Genomic DNA, 14,834 nt, shown 5'->3' with positions numbered 1-14,834 from the left:
TACTTCGTGCCGATGATTTTTCCTGGCTCGCTGCCTGAAAAAAGGCCCCACCAAGGTGGGGCCTTTCGAGAGAAAATACCGGACGTTTAGTTGTAATCCGAGTACTTGAACTGCGGCATCGCCTTGAGCTGTTCCTTGGTGCCGCTCATGACGGCGTGGTCGGGCGTCCAGTCGTTTGCATTGGACGTCCGCGCGTTCGTGGTGGTGGTGGTCGTGGCCGCGCCGGTCGTGGTTTCCTTGGTGGTTGTCTCCTTTGTCGTCGCGGGCGCCGTCGAGCTGGTGCGCATCGGCTCCTCAACGAATTTCAGCTTGTCCATGGAGACGGCGATGTCGTGCTCGCCCATCCCCAAGAAGCCGCCGACGCCGATGATCACCGCGGCGACCTTGCCGTTCTTGTCGAGGATCAATTCATTGATGTCGCCGAGCTTTTCATTGGCTTCGTTATAGACGTCGAGACCCATCAGCTTGGATGCGCGCCAGTTGCCCTTGAGCGCCATCTTTTCCTGCGAGCTGGCGGTCGTCGCCGCTGGCGCGGCACGGTCAGCGGGCTGGGGAGACTGCGCGTAGCCAGGCACACTGAACAAAGCGGCACTCAGGAGAGCCGCGGCCAAAAGTTTCTGCATTGTATCCTCCTCGAAAGGTTGATTGGTGCTTCTAGAACTGAACGCACCAATGAATGTTCCTCGACGCTGCGGAGGATGTTTCGGAATGCGCGCATGTCGATGTGCAGCCTTCGTTGAAACATACGGCGATCGTCTGCGTTGAACCGGCAGCTCATGCTGGGTGGCAACCGGCCGTAACGGAGATCGATGGACGCAGTTATTTTGCCGGTTTCTTGCTGCGACACCAACGCATCGGTACGCGCTGACATCTAACCCGTTCCCGGCATGGGCGCCTGTTGCTCTCCATCGCCTGCGCCGGCTCAAGTCGGTTCGGGGCGGGCAGGGCGCTGCTCGCGCGTTCCTCGTCCCTTCGGTTCATCCCGGGCGGAGCCAACATCTTCCTTCAGGCGGCATGCCGGCCACGGCGATATCAAGACGGCAATATCAAGACCTGGGCGCCCGGACTTTAGAGGGCTGGCGATGTCGCGCCTGCTTTGCTATGAAGCCCGCAAGCACCCGCCTCGATGCGCGGGTCCGCGGTCCCGTAGCTCAGCCGGATAGAGCGACGGTTTCCTAAACCGTAGGTCGGAAGTTCGAGTCTTCCCGGGATCGCCAGTCTTTACGCCAAACAATCCGATCAAGGCCGGGTCTGACCAGGCTCTGGATAGATCTTGAGGAGCGCGACCGTTGCCTCGCGGGCGCGTCGCGCGATTTCGGCGGCCGTGGGGCGGCTCGCCGCCTGAAGCAGCAGGCTGGTCATCAGGTCGCCCCAGAGCAGTCCGAGGAATTTTTCGGCCATCGGATCGGTCTCGCCGGCGACAAGCCCGGCTGATTTCGCGCTCGCCATGATCGCACGCAACGCATCGCGCGTTGGCTTGCGCGCGACCGCGTCCAGCGCTTGCACCACTTTTGGCGCGTGCACCGTCTCCGAAATGGCGAGGCGGAACATCGCGACGACGATGGGATCGGTCGTTTCCGTCAGCAGCCTCGTGCCAAAGGCGGTGAGGACTTCAGCCAGAATTTCCCGGTTGCGAAGTTCGGGCAGATCGGCCGGCGCCTTCAGCCGCTGGGCGCGCTCGGTGATGCAGGCGACGAGCATCGCTTCCTTGTTGCCGAACAGCGCGTAGAGCTCGCGCTTCGAAACGCGCGCGCGCGTCGCAATCTCCAGCGTCGAGGTCTGCGCGTAGCCGCCCTCCATGAAGGCCGAAAGGGCGGCGCCGATGATTCGCTTCCGGACTTCGGTTGCATCGGCTTCCCCGCCGCCCGCCCTGACCTTTGGACTCATCGCCTCACTTTTCCACTTGACTTGGTACCAGTCGGTACCATATTCGGGGTTGCCTGGTACCGGATCGTACCAAAACCGGGCCCCGATGTAAAAGGATCGTTCTCATGACGAAACCCATCCTCGTGACCTCAGCGGCCGGCGGCGCTCAAGGCCGAACCGGCCGGCATGTCTCCGAAATGCTGCTCAAGCGCGGCGTTCCCGTCCGCGCTTTCGTGCGCCAGATCGACGAGCGCTCCGATCGCCTGAAATCGCTCGGGGCCGAAATCTTCGTCGGCGATTTTCTCGATGTCCGTTCCGTCGAGCAGGCCGCGAGGGATGTCTCGGCGATCTATTTTGCCTATCCGGTGCAGGACGGGCTGGGCGATGCGACAGCCGCGATGGCGTATGCGGCCCGCAGGCATGGCGTTTCGCGGCTGGTCAATCTCGTGATGTACCAGTCGTCGATCGATGCGCCGACGCCGCGCATGCGGCAGAACTATTTATCGGAACAGGTGTTCGAATGGGCCGGCGTCGGTCCGCTGCATCTTCGCGCCACCGTGTTCTACGAGAATGTGGCGCGCCTCGTTGGCGCGAGCATGCCGGCGCGCGGCGCCATCCGCCTGCCGCTCGGAGACGAAAACACCATTCTGCCGCTGATTTCCGCCGAAGACGTCGCGCGGATCGCGGTCGGCCTGCTGACGGGGCCGGAGCGGCCCGCGGGAGCCGCATTTCCCGTGATCGGGAGCACCAACTCGATCCGCGAGATCGTCGGCGCCTTCGCGCGCGTCTTTGAGAGGGACGTGCATTACGAGGAGATATCGGACGAAGCGTGGCGGAGCGAGGTTCTCGCGCGCGGCTGGAATGCGCATGCGGTCGAACATCTGTCCGCGCTCTGGAAATCGCTGCGGGCCGCCAGCCTGTCGGCCGAGATCGCACGCTTCGCAGTAACGGATACGATCGAAAAGATCGGCGGCGCCAAGCCGAAGACGTTCGAAGAATTCGTTCGCGAGCAGCAGTCGGAGCTGGCGCCGCAGCCGGCTGCCGTTGCGCAAACCTGATCGGGGGAAAATGTCATGAACAGACGTCAACTGCTGACCGCCGCGTCGCTACCGCTCGCATGGCGCGTTGCGGCCGCGTCGCGCGCGGTCGCAGCAACTGCATCGAAAGACGAGAAGGTGAGCATGCCGACGCAACGGATCATTGAGTGCAACGGGATTCGCCTCAATGTCGCCGAGCAGGGCGAGGGGCCGCTGGTCCTATTGGTGCACGGTTTCCCCGAATCCTGGTTCTCATGGCGACATCAGATTGCTGCGCTGTCCGCCGCCGGCTTCCGTGTCGTCGCCCCCGACATGCGCGGCTACGGCAAGAGCGATGCGCCGCAGGCGATCGACCAGTATACGATCCTGCATCTCGTCGGCGACCTGGTCGGCATTCTCGATGCGCTGGACGTGGCGACCGCCGTCATCGTCGGCCATGACTGGGGCGCCAGCGTCGCCTGGCAGGCCGCGCTGATGCGGCCCGACCGCTTCAGGGCGGTCGCAGCGCTCAGCGTGCCGTTCCGGCCACGCGGCAAGGCGCCGCCGACCAGCCTGATGCCGCGCACCGAGAATGCGCAGTTCTATCAGCTCTATTTCCAGGAGCCGGGCGTGGCCGAGGCGGAGCTGGGGCGCGACCCCCGTTCAACCATCCGCAACATGCTCTTCGGCGCCTCCGGCGATGGTGTCGCGGCGGCGCGGGCGGCCGCAGCCGTCGGCGGGCCGGCGCCGAACCTCGGCATGGTGCCGAAGGGCGGCGGATTTTTGCAAGGACCAGGCGCGCCGAAAACCCTGCCGGCCTGGCTGACCGAGAGCGACATCGATTTTTACGGCGAGGAGTTTCGCCGCACCGGCTTTCGCGGGGCGCTGAACTACTACCGCAACATCGACCGCAACTGGGAGATCACGGGCGCGATGGCCGGCTTGCCGGTGTCGATCCCGGCGCTCTACATCGCGGGCGACCACGACTTTATCGTCGCCTTCCCCGGCACGGAACAGTTGCTCGCCAATATGAAGAACTTCGTTCCGGCGTTGCGCAAGATCCAGATGCTGCCCGGCTGCGGTCACTGGACCCAGCAGGAGCGGCCGAACGAGGTCAGCGCTGCGCTGATCGAGTTCATCCGAAGCCTGGCGGGATGAGCCGCGCGCTGCTCGAACGCTTCACGCGCCCTTGTCGAGCAACGCCTTGAACTCGGCGCGAGCGCGTTGCGCCTCGCGCTTGGCGGTCTCGGAGGCTTCGCCGAGACCGAAATAGCCGTGGATCAGGCCGAGGCCGTCGTGATAGCTGGTCGGCACGCCGGCGGCCTTCAGCGCGTCGGCATAGGCCTTGCCCTCGTCGCGGAGCGGATCGAACCATGCCGTGGTGACGATCGCAGGCGCGACGCCGGAAAGATTTTTGGCGCGTAGCGGCGAGACGCGCCAGTCGGTGCCGTGGGCGCGGTCTTCGAGATAGTGGTCGCAAAACCATTCCATGGTGGCGCGGGTCAGGAAATAGCCGTCCGCATTCTCATGACGTGAGGGGAAGCGCGCATTCTCACCAGCATCGGCGAAATTGCCGAGCACGTCGGTGACGGGATAGACCAGCAATTGCGCCGCCAGCCTGATGCCGGCGTCACGGCAGGCGATCGCGGTGGTCGCTGCGAGATTGCCGCCGGCGCTGTCACCGGCGACGCCGACACGCGCGGCATCGCCGCCGAACTCAGCGATGCGGGCGATGACATCTTTCGTTGCCGCGAACGCGTCCTCGAATGCGCCGGGAAAGCGCACCTCGGGCGGGCGGCGATAATCGACGGAGACGACGACCGCGCCGGTCTCGATCGCGAGCCAGCGCGCCTGGCGGTCATGGGTCTCGAGATCGCCGGCCACCCAGCCGCCGCCGTGGAAGAACACCACCGTTGGCGATTTGCCGTTCGAATTCCGGTAGACCCGCGCGTCAAGGAACCCGGCCGCGCCTTTCACCTTGATGTCTTCCGTGCTTGCGACCGGCGGCGGTGGAACCTTTGCGCGCGCGGCGGCGAGGGCGCGCAGGTCATCGCGGCAGGTTTGCGGCGTCATCGTCGCGGGATCGCGCAGCGGCAGCAGCGGAATGATCTGGGCAACGACGGGATCGAGCGGCGGAATCATGCGGGGCCTCATATGGAATGAGGCGGCAGCATAGGTAACGGCCCGGACTGCCGCAATTGCGCCCTTTGCCGGGCAGCCCTGCTGATTTCCTTCAATTGAGAGTGATTTCGGCAATCAGATGCGCAGGGCGGGCTGATAGGCTGGCGCCGTTTACTCCTGGTTATCTGTAAACGAGCGCGCGGGGAACGTGCGGGCGCGCCGCTCATTACTCCTTTTCGAGGGAGTGGTGCGATGAATCAATTTGCTGGAATGGATCGGGCGCTCGACGAAATGCTGGTGCAACTCGGCGGCATGGTGCTGAGGCTGTCCAGCCCGGAGGTGACGCGCACGGCGGAAGAACGGCAGGCGCTGAAGCGCTCGGTCAACCAATACGCGATCTGCGCGGCGCGCTCGGACGATCCACGCGTGCACCAGCTCAAGTCCGAACTGGAAGAAACGATCAAACCGCAGTTGCGGTTGGTGGCGAGCCGGTAAGGACGCGCCGTCCATCTGCTGTGCGGTGTTGCGCGGGAGGGCGCCAGCGACCGGGCGACGCCGGGCCGCATGCAAACAGACTCAGAGCGTCTTGAGATACTCGATCAGCGCCTTGCGATCGTCCGGCGAGAGCGCCGGTCCGATCACGCCCGTGATCTCCTTGTTCTTGTCGTAGTCCTTGCGGAATTCGTGGCCCCGATTCGAATTGCCGCGAATCGAAGTGTCGAATTCGAAGCCGCCCGCGATTGGCTCGCTTTTGTAACCAAGCTTGACGGGATCGTATTCGCGGCTGCCGAGATAGAACTTCGTCGGCCGCTGCTCGGGATCGCCGAGCAGGTCGTCGATGGTCGGCACCGAGCCGTTATGCAGATAGGGCGGTGTCGCCCAGACGCCATTCAGGGGACGAACCTTGTAAGCCAGTTCACCGCGCAGTTCGTTCGGCATGTAGCCGTCGATCCGGCTCCGGTCCGCGGGGCTCGTCGGCGGCTTCTGCTGGTTGTAGATGGTGTCGACGGTCTTCTCGACGAGTTCGCCGAGCGCGAACGCAAAACTGTTGTTCTTGATGCCGAGGTTTTCGGGCATCGCGACAGTGCGTGCCAGCATGTCCGCCGCCTGGGCGGGATCGGTGCCGATATGCGAGATCGGAACGTTCTCGACCTTGAGGATTGCTTCGCCCGCCTCGTTCTTGGTCCACCAGTCCTTGTTGTTGAAGTCGTAGAATGCCGCACTCGTAACCGGCGGGCGGTGGCATTCCTGGCAATGTGTCCTGTAGAGTTCGGCGCCTTTTTCGGCGAGCTTCGGATCGACCGGTGGCAGGATGTCGCCAGGCCATTTCGGCGATTTCAGCCCTGAGAATCCGTCCTTCGCGTTCGGCGGCTTGTCGCCCTTGATCATCTGCTCCATGTCGTAAAGCGACATCAGGTCGACGCTCGACTTGTATAGGCCCTTCGACGGGTCGGTCAGGTTGAGCTCCGCGGAAACGCCGAGCGATTCGCCGGCATTGCGCACCATTGGCCGCATGATGGAGCCGTTGTACTGGACCCAGTCGAACCACGGCGTGTTCCAGATCCGCGGAAAATGCACGGGCGCGGAGGAGCCGGCGTAGTTTTCCGGCTTCTTCAGATCGAGTGAGAATACCTGGTTGCCGATCCGGTTGAGGGCGTCGAGCCTTCCATAGCCTTCCAGAATGCTCTGCGCGGCGACGCGCTCTTCCAGATTCTTGACCTGCTTATACTGGGCGAGAACCTGATCGAGCTGGGTCTTCAGCGTCTCGCGGTCGTCGACGGTGGAGTCCGGTCCGAGGATGCGGTCGGCAAAACGATCGAAGCGGCCGGGCCAGTATCGCGTCAGCACCAGCGAAATGCCCATACCCTGTTTCATTGCGAAGAGATTGGTCAGCGCCGGACCGCCGTCGATCACGACGTGGGTGTCCTTGTAGGTGAAGCTGCCGGTGTGGCAGGCCGCGCAGGTCAGGCCAACGCCTTTCATCTCCTGCTTGGTTCGCGGATTCTTCCACGGCGCGCCGGTCGGATCGAGCATCACCGAGCCTTTCGCGAACCCGATCGGAAGCTCTGCCTTGCCGGGGATGATGGTATCCGCAATGAAGCCGTAGCGATCGAGATATGCGGGGTCGCTGAAGAGACCGACCTTGGTGAACGGCACCCACGAAATCGTCGGCTGCTCGAGCGCCATCAGCCATTCGTAGGGGAAGCTGAACGTCCGGGTGCCCTGGTCGGCGTGATAGAACCAGCTCAGCCTATCTTTGCTGATGCCCTGGTCGAGCCACACGGTCTTCTTCGGCGTCGGATGCTCCACGAGCCTGACGTGAAGATCCTGCCAGGTCTTGGCGATGTCATCCTTGAAGGCGGCGTAACCGACACCGACGATCGCCAGCGCGATCACAATTTTCGCAATTCCCCAGCCGCGCATGGCCCGCCCCTTCCCCAAACCCGCGCTATCAGCGCGCAATATCCGTCTGTTATCAAAAAACGCCGGAAGGCGAATCACCCTCGGCGTGCGGTTGAACATGATGCCATCCTATAGTGGCGCCATGGCTCTGTCCATAAATCCGGCTCCTCGGGGCATTGCGTGGCCGAGCTCGGCCTTTTTTGCAGTATAGAAGCTCCCCAATGCGGTGAAGTGTCAGGCAGATCACATGATGGAAAAAGCTGCGGAGCTCCTGCGAATTGAAGTCGGATTTTCCGAGGTTGTGTCTGCCCTGCTGGTGCAGCCGCCACAGCCTCGCGCCTGTTACGTGTTCGCGCACGGGGCCGGCGCCGGCATGACTCATGCCTCGATGGAGGCGATCGCCGCCGGCCTCGCCGAGCGCGGCATTGCGTCGCTTCGTTATCAATTCCCCTATATGGAGAAAGGCAGCAAACGGCCCGATCCGCCGGCGCTCGCGCACGCTGCGGTGCGGGCGGCGGTGACGGAAGCGGCGCGCTGCTATCCCGCGATGCCGCTGATCGCCGGCGGTAAATCCTTCGGCGGACGGATGACGTCGCAGGCGCAGGCGTCGGTCGCCCTGCCGGGCGTTCGCGGGATCGCGTTTCTCGGCTTCCCCCTGCATCCGGCCGGGAAGCCGTCCAGCGACCGCGCCAAGCATCTCGCCGAGGTCAAGATACCGATGCTGTTCCTGCAGGGCACGCGCGATGCGCTGGCCGAATTGAGCCTGCTCAAACCGGTCGTGAAGGCGCTCGGATCGCGCGCGACGCTGCATCTGCTCGAAGCCGCCGATCATTCCTTCCATGTGCTGAAGAGCTCGGGGCGGAACGATCGTGTTGTTCTGGACGAGGCGCTGGATGCGTTCGCGGCGTGGGTGGAGACGATCATCAGCTAGTTGTCGTCCCCGCGAAGGCGGGGACCCATAACCACAGGAGCGCGTGAGTGAAAGAAGATGTCTCTCCTTGTGCCTATTCCGACGGCCGCGGCGTATGGGTCCCGGCTCAGGGCCGGGACGACGAGAGTTGCGCGGTCCCCGATCCCGGCTACGATGCGCCATGACAAAAATCCTGATCGTCAATCCCAACACGACCGCTTCGATGACCGAAACGATCGGTGCCGCCGCGCGCGCCGTTGCCGGCCCCGGCACCGAGATATCTGCCGTCACCTCGGCGATGGGGCCGGTCTCGATCGAAGGCTATTACGACGAGGCGTTCGCCGTCCCCGGCCTGATCGAGGCGCTCCTCAATGCTCCCGAACCCGATGCGGCGATCGTCGCCTGCTTCGACGACACCGGGCTCGATGCTGCGCGCACCGCGGCACCGTTTCCGGTGGTCGGCATTTGCGAGGCGGCGCTGCTGACGGCCGGCCAGATCGCAAAGCGCATCGCCGTCATCACCACGCTGCCGCGCTCGATCGTGCCATTGGAAGAACTGGTGCGCCGTTATGGCTTTGCGGAGCGGGTGCGGGTCACGGCCTGCGACGTTGCGGTGCTCGATCTCGAAAAGCCCGGTTCCGGCGCGGAAGCGAAACTGGAAGCCGAGATTGACCGCGCGCTGGACACGGGCGCGGAAGCGATCGTGCTGGGCTGCGCGGGCATGGCCGATCTCGCGCAAAAACTGTCGCGAAAGTTCGACGTGCCGATCGTCGATGGCGTGGCGGCGGCGGTGAAGCAGGCCGAGGCGCTGGCTGGGCTGAAGCTGACGACGTCGAAGCGCGGGTCGTATGCCTCGCCGGGCGCGAAGGACTACACTGGACTTCTGGAAGGATTCGCGCCGTCAGACCCGTCATTGCGAGCGAAGCGAAGCAATCCATAAGCATGCAACGCATGGGCCCCGGCTCTGCACCGCACCGCTATGCGCTGCGTCCGGGGAACGGTGGTTGGCGTCAAGGGTTTTCGTGTCCCGGACGCGGCGCGGCACGCAGTGACGCGACGCAGAGCCGGGACCCACGATCGAATTTGACTACACGGAAGTCGGCGCGCCGTAAATCTTGTCGCGCAGCCGGCGCATGCCGGCGAGCCAGCGGTCGCGATTGGAGGCCTTGCGCAGCACGTATTCGGCGACCTGCGGGTGGGACAAAATGAGAAAGCGTTCCTCCGCCATCGCCTCGATCACCATGCGCGCCACTTCCGGCGGCTGCAGCACACCGTCGACCCGCGCCGCGCTCGGGCCCGGCGTCGTCATTGCTGTCTGCACCGATTGCGGGCACAGCACGGAGACGCGGATGCCGCGGTCGCCATACTGAATGGCGAGATGCTCGGCGAGCGCCACCGCCGCGTTCTTCGTCACGCCGTAGGGCATCGAATTCAGCGACGCCAAGAGGCCCGCTGCGGAAGCCGTGTTGAGCAGATAGCCCGAGCCGCGGGCGAGCATGCCCGGCACCAGCGCACGCGCCGCGAACACGTGGCTCATGACGTGGACCCGCCAGCTCACCTCCCAGTCGGCATCGGAAGCGGTCTCCTGCCCTTTGCGCGATAGGCCGGCGTTGGAAAAGAACACGTCGACCGGGCCATATTTGTCCTCGGCCGCGGCGATCAACGCCTTGATGTCTTCTTCCAGCCCGACATCGGCGGTGATCGGCAGGCCATCGATGTCGCCGGCAACTTTTGCCAGTCTGTCACGCGAGGTCTTGAGGTCGGCGAGCACGACGCCGCGGGCGCCGGCTTCCGCATAGGCCCGCGCCACCGCTTCGCCGATGCCGCTGGCGGCTCCCGTGACGACGCAGACCTTGCCCTTGACGTGCATGACGCAACTCCCCTGCCTTCGTGCTTTCAGTTCTTGTAGAGGCCCTTGGCGCGCGCCTGGCGGATGGCGAGCGCGGCCATCATGTCGAGCATCGGTGTCGAAAGTCCGGCGGCACGGGCAAAGGCGGCCGGCGCGCGGACCAGCACGTCGATCTCCATCGCGCGGCCGAGCTCGTAATCCTGCAGGATCGACGGCTTGTGGTCCGGCGCCGGGCCCGTGCGCGTTACGCGCTTGACCTGGGGAAGGTAGCTCTGCGCGACACTGTTGGCCTCGTCTAAAAGGCGCGGCACGATCTCGGCGAGATCGGGGTCGTCACGGACGGCCCGGGCGGTCTGCCCGGTCACAAGGCACAGCACCGACATCGACATGTTGGTCAGGAGTTTTGACCAGATCGTTTCCCTGATCTCGGTGACATCGGGCGAATCGATCGAAGCGTCGTTGAGCGCCGCGCGCAGCTTTGCGACGCGCGCGCTGGCGCGGTCGTCGCATTCGCCGATCAGCAGGCGGTTGCGCTCCGGCGACAGGTTCGCCACTACGCCCGGCGCAATGACCTCATTGGACGAAAACACCACGCCGCCAATGATGCGCGCTTTCGGGATCGCCGCGCGCAGACGGCCGCCGGGATCGAGGAAAGCCAGGTCCGGCACCGGCGGATGCGTCGGCGAAAGCCCGATATCGTACCACCAGGGAATGCCGTTCTGCGCGAACACGACCGCCGTATCTTCGCCGAGCAGCGGCAGCAGGCTGCCCGCGAGGCTCGGCAGTCCCGTCGCCTTCAGCGTGCAGATCACGGCATCCTGTGGGCCCAGCGCGGCGGGATCGCTCGACGCCTTTACCTTCGCCTTGAACTCACCATCTCCGACCCGCAGCGTCAGCCCGCTGGCTTTCACGGCGTCCAGATGTGGCCCGCGCATCACGCAGGAAACGTCATGTCCGGCGCGCGCGAGCCGCACCGCAAAATGGCTGCCGACGGCGCCCGCGCCGAAAATGCAAATCCGCATGGATGAGAAATCCCGCTGAGAAGGAGTGGCGCTGCCAGTTTTCACGAAGCTCTGCTTGGGCGCAACCGCCGGACCCCACAGGGCGGGTTGCGGCGGGCGCAGCCCCAGGCATTTCGGGAACTTTTGGTATTCCGTCGGCGTTCATCACCTTGCCGTCAAGTTTGCGGCCTAGCGACAATGAGACGTGCGACGATGAGGGGACGTGCCATGTCAAAGATCGCGTTAGGAATCGCGGCCATTGTTTTCGCGACGGCGCTGTGCGTGACCGATTTCGCGATTGCGAAAGGTGGACATGGCGGTGGCCACGGGGGCGGACACGGCGGCGGTCATCGTGGTGGCGGTCATCGTGGTGGCGGTCACGGGCACCATTTCGGCGGGCGGCATCACGGCGGCCATTTTCACGCCAGATCCGCACACCGCGGATTTTCAGCGCACCGCTCGTTCTCGGCGCAGCGCATGAATTTTGCCGGAAGCGGCCGCGCGATGAACTCGCGCGCGCTCGCCCGCAGCTATCGTCATACTGCCGCGCTGCATAGCCCCGCCATGCGCGCCAGCGTCACCGCCGGCGCGGCGCTGGCCGGCTGGCAATACGGGCGCGGCCGGGGCGGCGGCTGGTGGCGGCACGGCAATGGCGGGTACGGCTGGGTCGGGCCGCTGTTCTGGCCGTTCGCTTATTTCGATATCTATGATTATGCGTTGTGGGGACCGCGCATCGGCGCGCCGTTCTGGTATTATGGCTATGACGACATCTATGCCGGCCTGTTCGGACCCTATGACTATCAGGGCCTTTCCGGCTACCTGCCGCCGCGCGATGCTGCCGGCGGTCCGGACCGGCTGGCGCTGCTCTGCGGCGAGGACAGCCGCGAAATCGCAGGCTTGCCGATCGACCTCATTGCGCAGACCATCGATCCGACCGAGGCGCAACGCGCTGCGCTCGACGATCTCGCCAATGCATCGGTGACTTCGGCACAGAAGATCAAGGCGGCGTGCCCGAGCTCGATCGCACTGACAGCCTCGGGCCGGCTGGCCTCAATGCAGCAGCGGATCGAAGCGATGATCGCGGGCGTCGCGACCGTTCAGCCGCCGCTGGAGAAGCTATACGGTCTTTTGAATGACGAGCAGAAGGCCCGGCTGAACGCGGTGGCGGAAGATCAGGAACGCAAGACCGAGCGACGCCGCAGCAGATCGTTGGCGCCGCCTTGCGACGTCACGCAATCCTCCAGCCTGCGATGGCCGACCGAGGAAATCGAGACGAGGCTACGCCCGGCGGATACCCAGCGTGCCAAGCTGACGGCGCTGCAGGATGCCAGCACCAAGGCTGCCGATATGCTCGCTACCTCGTGCCGACCTGAGGAAGCGGCCACGCCGACGGCACGGCTCGCGGCGACCGGCAAACGGCTGGATGTCATGCTGCAGGCAGTCAAGCAGGTGCGAACGGCGCTCGATGACTTCTATGCGACCTTGAACGACGAGCAGAAGGCGCAATTCGAGGCGATCGGCCCGCGGCGGACCTCGGTTGCCGACAGGGCAGATATGATGCAGCGATACGGCCGAAGGTAGTTCGGCAGCCGTGACATCGACTGCGATCCCGGCCTACTGTTCGGCATAACAAGAATGCCGAACAAAGAGGCTGCCGATGACTGCCAATCCCGTCCTATGGAATCTCGACGCGCGCGGTGTCGCGACCGTCACGCTCAATCGCCCCGAGGTGAACAACGCTTATGATGGCGGACTGATCGGCGGCGTGCTCGCCGCAATGGACGAGCTTGGCAAGAAGCCGAACCTTCGCCTCGTCGTGCTTAAGGGAAACGGCAGGCATTTCCAGGCCGGCGCCGATCTGAAATGGATCAATGGCGTGCGGCCGAAATCGGCCGAAGAGAATGAGGCGGTGTCGCGCGCGACGTTCGAGGCAGTGCAGCGGCTGAACACGCTGCCAATCCCGACGGTGGCGCTGGTGCAGGGCGGCTGTTTCGGCGGCGGCACCGGGGTGATCTCGGCCTGTGACGTCGTGATCGCAGCCGACAATGCGATGTTCTCGATCACTGAAGTGCGCTGGGGTCTGACGGCCGCGATCATCATCCCGCAGCTCTGCGACGCCATCGGCGTCCGCCAGGTGCGCCGCTATGCGCTGACAGGCGAACGGTTCGGCGCGGAGGAGGCGCGCCGCATTGGCCTGGTGCACGAGGTGGTGCCGCTGGCTGATCTGGAGATCGCGGGCGCCAAGGTCGTCGAGCAGTTGCTCGCCAACGGTCCCGAAGCGTTGGCCGAGACCAAGGCGCTGGCGATGGAAAGCTCGTTCGGCGGCATGGGAGTCGATGACGCAGCCTATGCACGGCTGGTGAAAATGCATTCGGCACGGCGGCAAACGAACGAGGCGTCGGAGGGGCTGGCGTCGTTTGCGGAAAAGCGCGCGGCGAATTGGGGAGGCAAGGCTTAGCAGGCCGGCGATGCACCGATGGCGTCCGCCAAAAAGGACGCGCATGCGGCCACAGCCAGGCTTTGGCAGTTGCCGTTCCAGCGCCGGAACGCCGCCCCAAAGCGTCGCCCGTCGCGTAGCGGCCCGCTTCTTTGGTCGAAAGGGCAGGGCGCCTTAAGACCTTAACCATAATTGTTTGGTAGGTCTGCGATCACGGCCAAGGCAATGGTGTGACATGCGCAGACAGTTAAGACGCTTTTGGATAGCGGGATCGATGATTGCAGCGTCAACGCTGCTGCTGCCGCATCCGGCTATTGCTTCACCCCGGTTGATCTCGCTCGCATTCAACTCGCAGTCTCAGGCGCCGCAGCAATTCGGTTCGGACGAGTTTCGTCAGAAACTGCTGGCGCTGTCCGGCAAGCGTATCGCCGTCGACTACCGCGGGAGCGGGGCGCTAGGCAGCGAAAACACGGTTCTTGCCGCGACCAGATCCGGCGCCGTCGATATGGCGGTGATCTCCGGCGGCGTCGTCAGCTCGGTCGTTCCCGAACTGGGCGTGTTTGACGTTCCCTTCCTGTTTCGCGACGTGGCGCATGCCAAGGCGGTGGCGCAAGGTCCGATCGGCGCGGCGATCGCCGCCAAATTCGCCGACAAAGGGCTGACGTTGTTGGCGCTTGGCAAGCAGGGCTTTCGCAACATCACGAATTCCAAGCACCCGATTCGGACACCCGCCGACCTCAAGGGACTCAAGATCCGCGTTATCCCGAACGACATCTATCCAATGACCTTCAAGGCGCTGGGCGCGGAAGTGGTGCCCATGGAATTTCCGCTGGTCTACGCCGCGCTGAAGGACGGACGGTTGGACGGCCAGGAAAATCCGGTGCCGACGATTGCCAACAGCCGGTTTTACGAAGTCCAGAAATACCTCACCCTCACCGGACATTTCTTTGCACCGATCGCCTTCGTCGCCAATCGCGCGATGTTCGAGCAGCTCGATGCTGCCGACCAGGCGGTGCTGATCGCGGCCGCCAAGGCGGCGGCCGAGGTTACCTGGCAGGCCCAGCTTGACGCCCCTAGGCTCGAACAAGTGCGCAAAGGCGGCATGGAGGTGATCGAGACGATTGACCGCCAGCCCTTCCTGGACGCGCTCAAGCCGCTCGATCCGGAATTCGAAAAGCGTTTCGGCAAGGATCTGATCGCCGCCATTCGGTCCACTCGTTAGTAGCTTTCG

Annotated in this window: 15 protein-coding genes and 1 tRNA gene; 10 read left to right on the top strand and 6 right to left on the bottom strand. The window is 64.3% G+C overall.

Going from position 1 to position 14,834, the window contains the following annotated elements; translation table 11 throughout:
• Positions 1–86: 86 nt before the first annotated feature.
• On the bottom strand, positions 87–623 hold the full coding sequence (locus tag QA643_RS37640; protein ID WP_283030834.1) for a PRC-barrel domain-containing protein: 537 nt from the start codon (positions 621–623) through the stop codon (positions 87–89).
• Positions 624–1,140: 517 nt separating this feature from the next.
• Between QA643_RS37640 and QA643_RS37635 the strand changes: the two genes are divergently transcribed.
• A tRNA-Arg gene (locus tag QA643_RS37635) sits at positions 1,141–1,217 on the top strand.
• Between the two features lie 22 nt (positions 1,218–1,239).
• Here the strand turns inward: QA643_RS37635 and QA643_RS37630 are convergent.
• Positions 1,240–1,887, bottom strand: a complete 648-nt coding sequence (locus QA643_RS37630; protein WP_283030832.1) for a TetR/AcrR family transcriptional regulator — start codon at positions 1,885–1,887, stop codon at positions 1,240–1,242.
• Positions 1,888–1,991: 104 nt separating this feature from the next.
• Between QA643_RS37630 and QA643_RS37625 the strand changes: the two genes are divergently transcribed.
• Complete coding sequence (locus tag QA643_RS37625; RefSeq protein WP_283030830.1) at positions 1,992–2,924, top strand: NAD(P)H-binding protein; 933 nt, start codon at positions 1,992–1,994, stop codon at positions 2,922–2,924.
• Positions 2,925–3,047: 123 nt separating this feature from the next.
• A complete protein-coding gene (locus tag QA643_RS37620; protein WP_283035058.1) occupies positions 3,048–4,040 on the top strand; it encodes an alpha/beta hydrolase in 993 nt (330 codons plus the stop codon).
• 21 nt (positions 4,041–4,061) lie between these two features.
• Here the strand turns inward: QA643_RS37620 and QA643_RS37615 are convergent, their stop codons facing one another.
• The gene (locus QA643_RS37615; protein WP_283030828.1) at positions 4,062–5,024 is read right to left on the bottom strand and encodes an alpha/beta hydrolase; all 963 of its coding nucleotides are present in this window, start codon (positions 5,022–5,024) and stop codon (positions 4,062–4,064) included.
• Positions 5,025–5,255: 231 nt separating this feature from the next.
• On the opposite strand from QA643_RS37615, the gene QA643_RS37610 reads away from it, so the two are divergent.
• Complete coding sequence (locus tag QA643_RS37610) at positions 5,256–5,498, top strand: hypothetical protein (protein WP_283030826.1); 243 nt, start codon at positions 5,256–5,258, stop codon at positions 5,496–5,498.
• A gap of 81 nt (positions 5,499–5,579) precedes the next feature.
• On the opposite strand, the gene QA643_RS37605 is transcribed toward QA643_RS37610, so the two are convergent.
• Complete coding sequence (locus tag QA643_RS37605; RefSeq protein ID WP_283030824.1) at positions 5,580–7,427, bottom strand: di-heme-cytochrome C peroxidase; 1,848 nt, start codon at positions 7,425–7,427, stop codon at positions 5,580–5,582.
• 226 nt (positions 7,428–7,653) lie between these two features.
• Between QA643_RS37605 and QA643_RS37600 the strand changes: the two genes are divergently transcribed.
• Both QA643_RS37600 and QA643_RS37595 read left to right on the top strand, forming a co-directional pair.
• Entirely contained in the window at positions 7,654–8,337 is a 684-nt protein-coding gene (locus QA643_RS37600; protein WP_349253249.1) for an alpha/beta family hydrolase, read from the top strand.
• Between the two features lie 160 nt (positions 8,338–8,497).
• Positions 8,498–9,256 carry an aspartate/glutamate racemase family protein gene (locus QA643_RS37595; protein ID WP_283030822.1) on the top strand — a complete coding sequence of 253 codons (759 nt, stop codon included), beginning with the start codon at positions 8,498–8,500 and terminating at the stop codon, positions 9,254–9,256.
• Positions 9,257–9,403: 147 nt separating this feature from the next.
• On the opposite strand, the gene QA643_RS37590 is transcribed toward QA643_RS37595, so the two are convergent.
• Entirely contained in the window at positions 9,404–10,186 is a 783-nt protein-coding gene (locus tag QA643_RS37590; protein ID WP_283030820.1) for an SDR family oxidoreductase, read from the bottom strand.
• A gap of 26 nt (positions 10,187–10,212) precedes the next feature.
• Positions 10,213–11,187 carry a ketopantoate reductase family protein gene (locus QA643_RS37585; RefSeq protein ID WP_283030818.1) on the bottom strand — a complete coding sequence of 325 codons (975 nt, stop codon included), beginning with the start codon at positions 11,185–11,187 and terminating at the stop codon, positions 10,213–10,215.
• A gap of 292 nt (positions 11,188–11,479) precedes the next feature.
• On the opposite strand from QA643_RS37585, the gene QA643_RS37580 reads away from it, so the two are divergent.
• The 4 genes from QA643_RS37580 (at position 11,480) to QA643_RS37565 (ending at position 14,825) form a co-directional block, all read left to right on the top strand.
• A complete protein-coding gene (locus tag QA643_RS37580; protein ID WP_283030817.1) occupies positions 11,480–11,647 on the top strand; it encodes a hypothetical protein in 168 nt (55 codons plus the stop codon).
• Positions 11,644–12,747 carry a Spy/CpxP family protein refolding chaperone gene (locus tag QA643_RS37575; RefSeq protein ID WP_283030815.1) on the top strand — a complete coding sequence of 368 codons (1,104 nt, stop codon included), beginning with the start codon at positions 11,644–11,646 and terminating at the stop codon, positions 12,745–12,747. The genes QA643_RS37580 and QA643_RS37575 overlap by 4 nt, the downstream gene beginning before the upstream one ends.
• 76 nt (positions 12,748–12,823) lie before the next feature.
• A complete protein-coding gene (locus QA643_RS37570) occupies positions 12,824–13,624 on the top strand; it encodes an enoyl-CoA hydratase-related protein (RefSeq protein WP_283030814.1) in 801 nt (266 codons plus the stop codon).
• A gap of 214 nt (positions 13,625–13,838) precedes the next feature.
• The gene (locus QA643_RS37565; RefSeq protein WP_283030813.1) at positions 13,839–14,825 is read left to right on the top strand and encodes a TRAP transporter substrate-binding protein; all 987 of its coding nucleotides are present in this window, start codon (positions 13,839–13,841) and stop codon (positions 14,823–14,825) included.
• Positions 14,826–14,834: the final 9 nt, after the last annotated feature.

This window comes from Bradyrhizobium sp. CB3481 (assembly GCF_029714305.1).
Lineage (GTDB): Bacteria > Pseudomonadota > Alphaproteobacteria > Rhizobiales > Xanthobacteraceae > Bradyrhizobium.
This window is presented reverse-complemented; position numbering and strand designations above follow the sequence as displayed.

Bases quoted from the DNA above. Each gene is read 5' to 3' on its own strand.
- QA643_RS37575 (WP_283030815.1), top strand. From the start codon at position 11,644: ATGAATTTTGCCGGAAGCGGCCGCGCGATGAACTCGCGCGCGCTCGCC.
- QA643_RS37595 (WP_283030822.1), top strand. From the start codon at position 8,498: ATGACAAAAATCCTGATCGTCAATCCCAACACGACCGCTTCGATGACC.
- QA643_RS37600 (WP_349253249.1), top strand. From the start codon at position 7,654: ATGATGGAAAAAGCTGCGGAGCTCCTGCGAATTGAAGTCGGATTTTCC.
- QA643_RS37585 (WP_283030818.1), bottom strand. From the start codon at position 11,187: ATGCGGATTTGCATTTTCGGCGCGGGCGCCGTCGGCAGCCATTTTGCG.
- QA643_RS37570 (WP_283030814.1), top strand. From the start codon at position 12,824: ATGACTGCCAATCCCGTCCTATGGAATCTCGACGCGCGCGGTGTCGCG.
- QA643_RS37580 (WP_283030817.1), top strand. From the start codon at position 11,480: ATGGCGGTGGCCACGGGGGCGGACACGGCGGCGGTCATCGTGGTGGCG.
- QA643_RS37610 (WP_283030826.1), top strand. From the start codon at position 5,256: ATGAATCAATTTGCTGGAATGGATCGGGCGCTCGACGAAATGCTGGTG.
- QA643_RS37620 (WP_283035058.1), top strand. From the start codon at position 3,048: ATGCCGACGCAACGGATCATTGAGTGCAACGGGATTCGCCTCAATGTC.
- QA643_RS37615 (WP_283030828.1), bottom strand. From the start codon at position 5,024: ATGATTCCGCCGCTCGATCCCGTCGTTGCCCAGATCATTCCGCTGCTG.
- QA643_RS37590 (WP_283030820.1), bottom strand. From the start codon at position 10,186: ATGCACGTCAAGGGCAAGGTCTGCGTCGTCACGGGAGCCGCCAGCGGC.
- QA643_RS37565 (WP_283030813.1), top strand. From the start codon at position 13,839: ATGCGCAGACAGTTAAGACGCTTTTGGATAGCGGGATCGATGATTGCA.
- QA643_RS37630 (WP_283030832.1), bottom strand. From the start codon at position 1,887: ATGAGTCCAAAGGTCAGGGCGGGCGGCGGGGAAGCCGATGCAACCGAA.
- QA643_RS37605 (WP_283030824.1), bottom strand. From the start codon at position 7,427: ATGCGCGGCTGGGGAATTGCGAAAATTGTGATCGCGCTGGCGATCGTC.
- QA643_RS37640 (WP_283030834.1), bottom strand. From the start codon at position 623: ATGCAGAAACTTTTGGCCGCGGCTCTCCTGAGTGCCGCTTTGTTCAGT.
- QA643_RS37625 (WP_283030830.1), top strand. From the start codon at position 1,992: ATGACGAAACCCATCCTCGTGACCTCAGCGGCCGGCGGCGCTCAAGGC.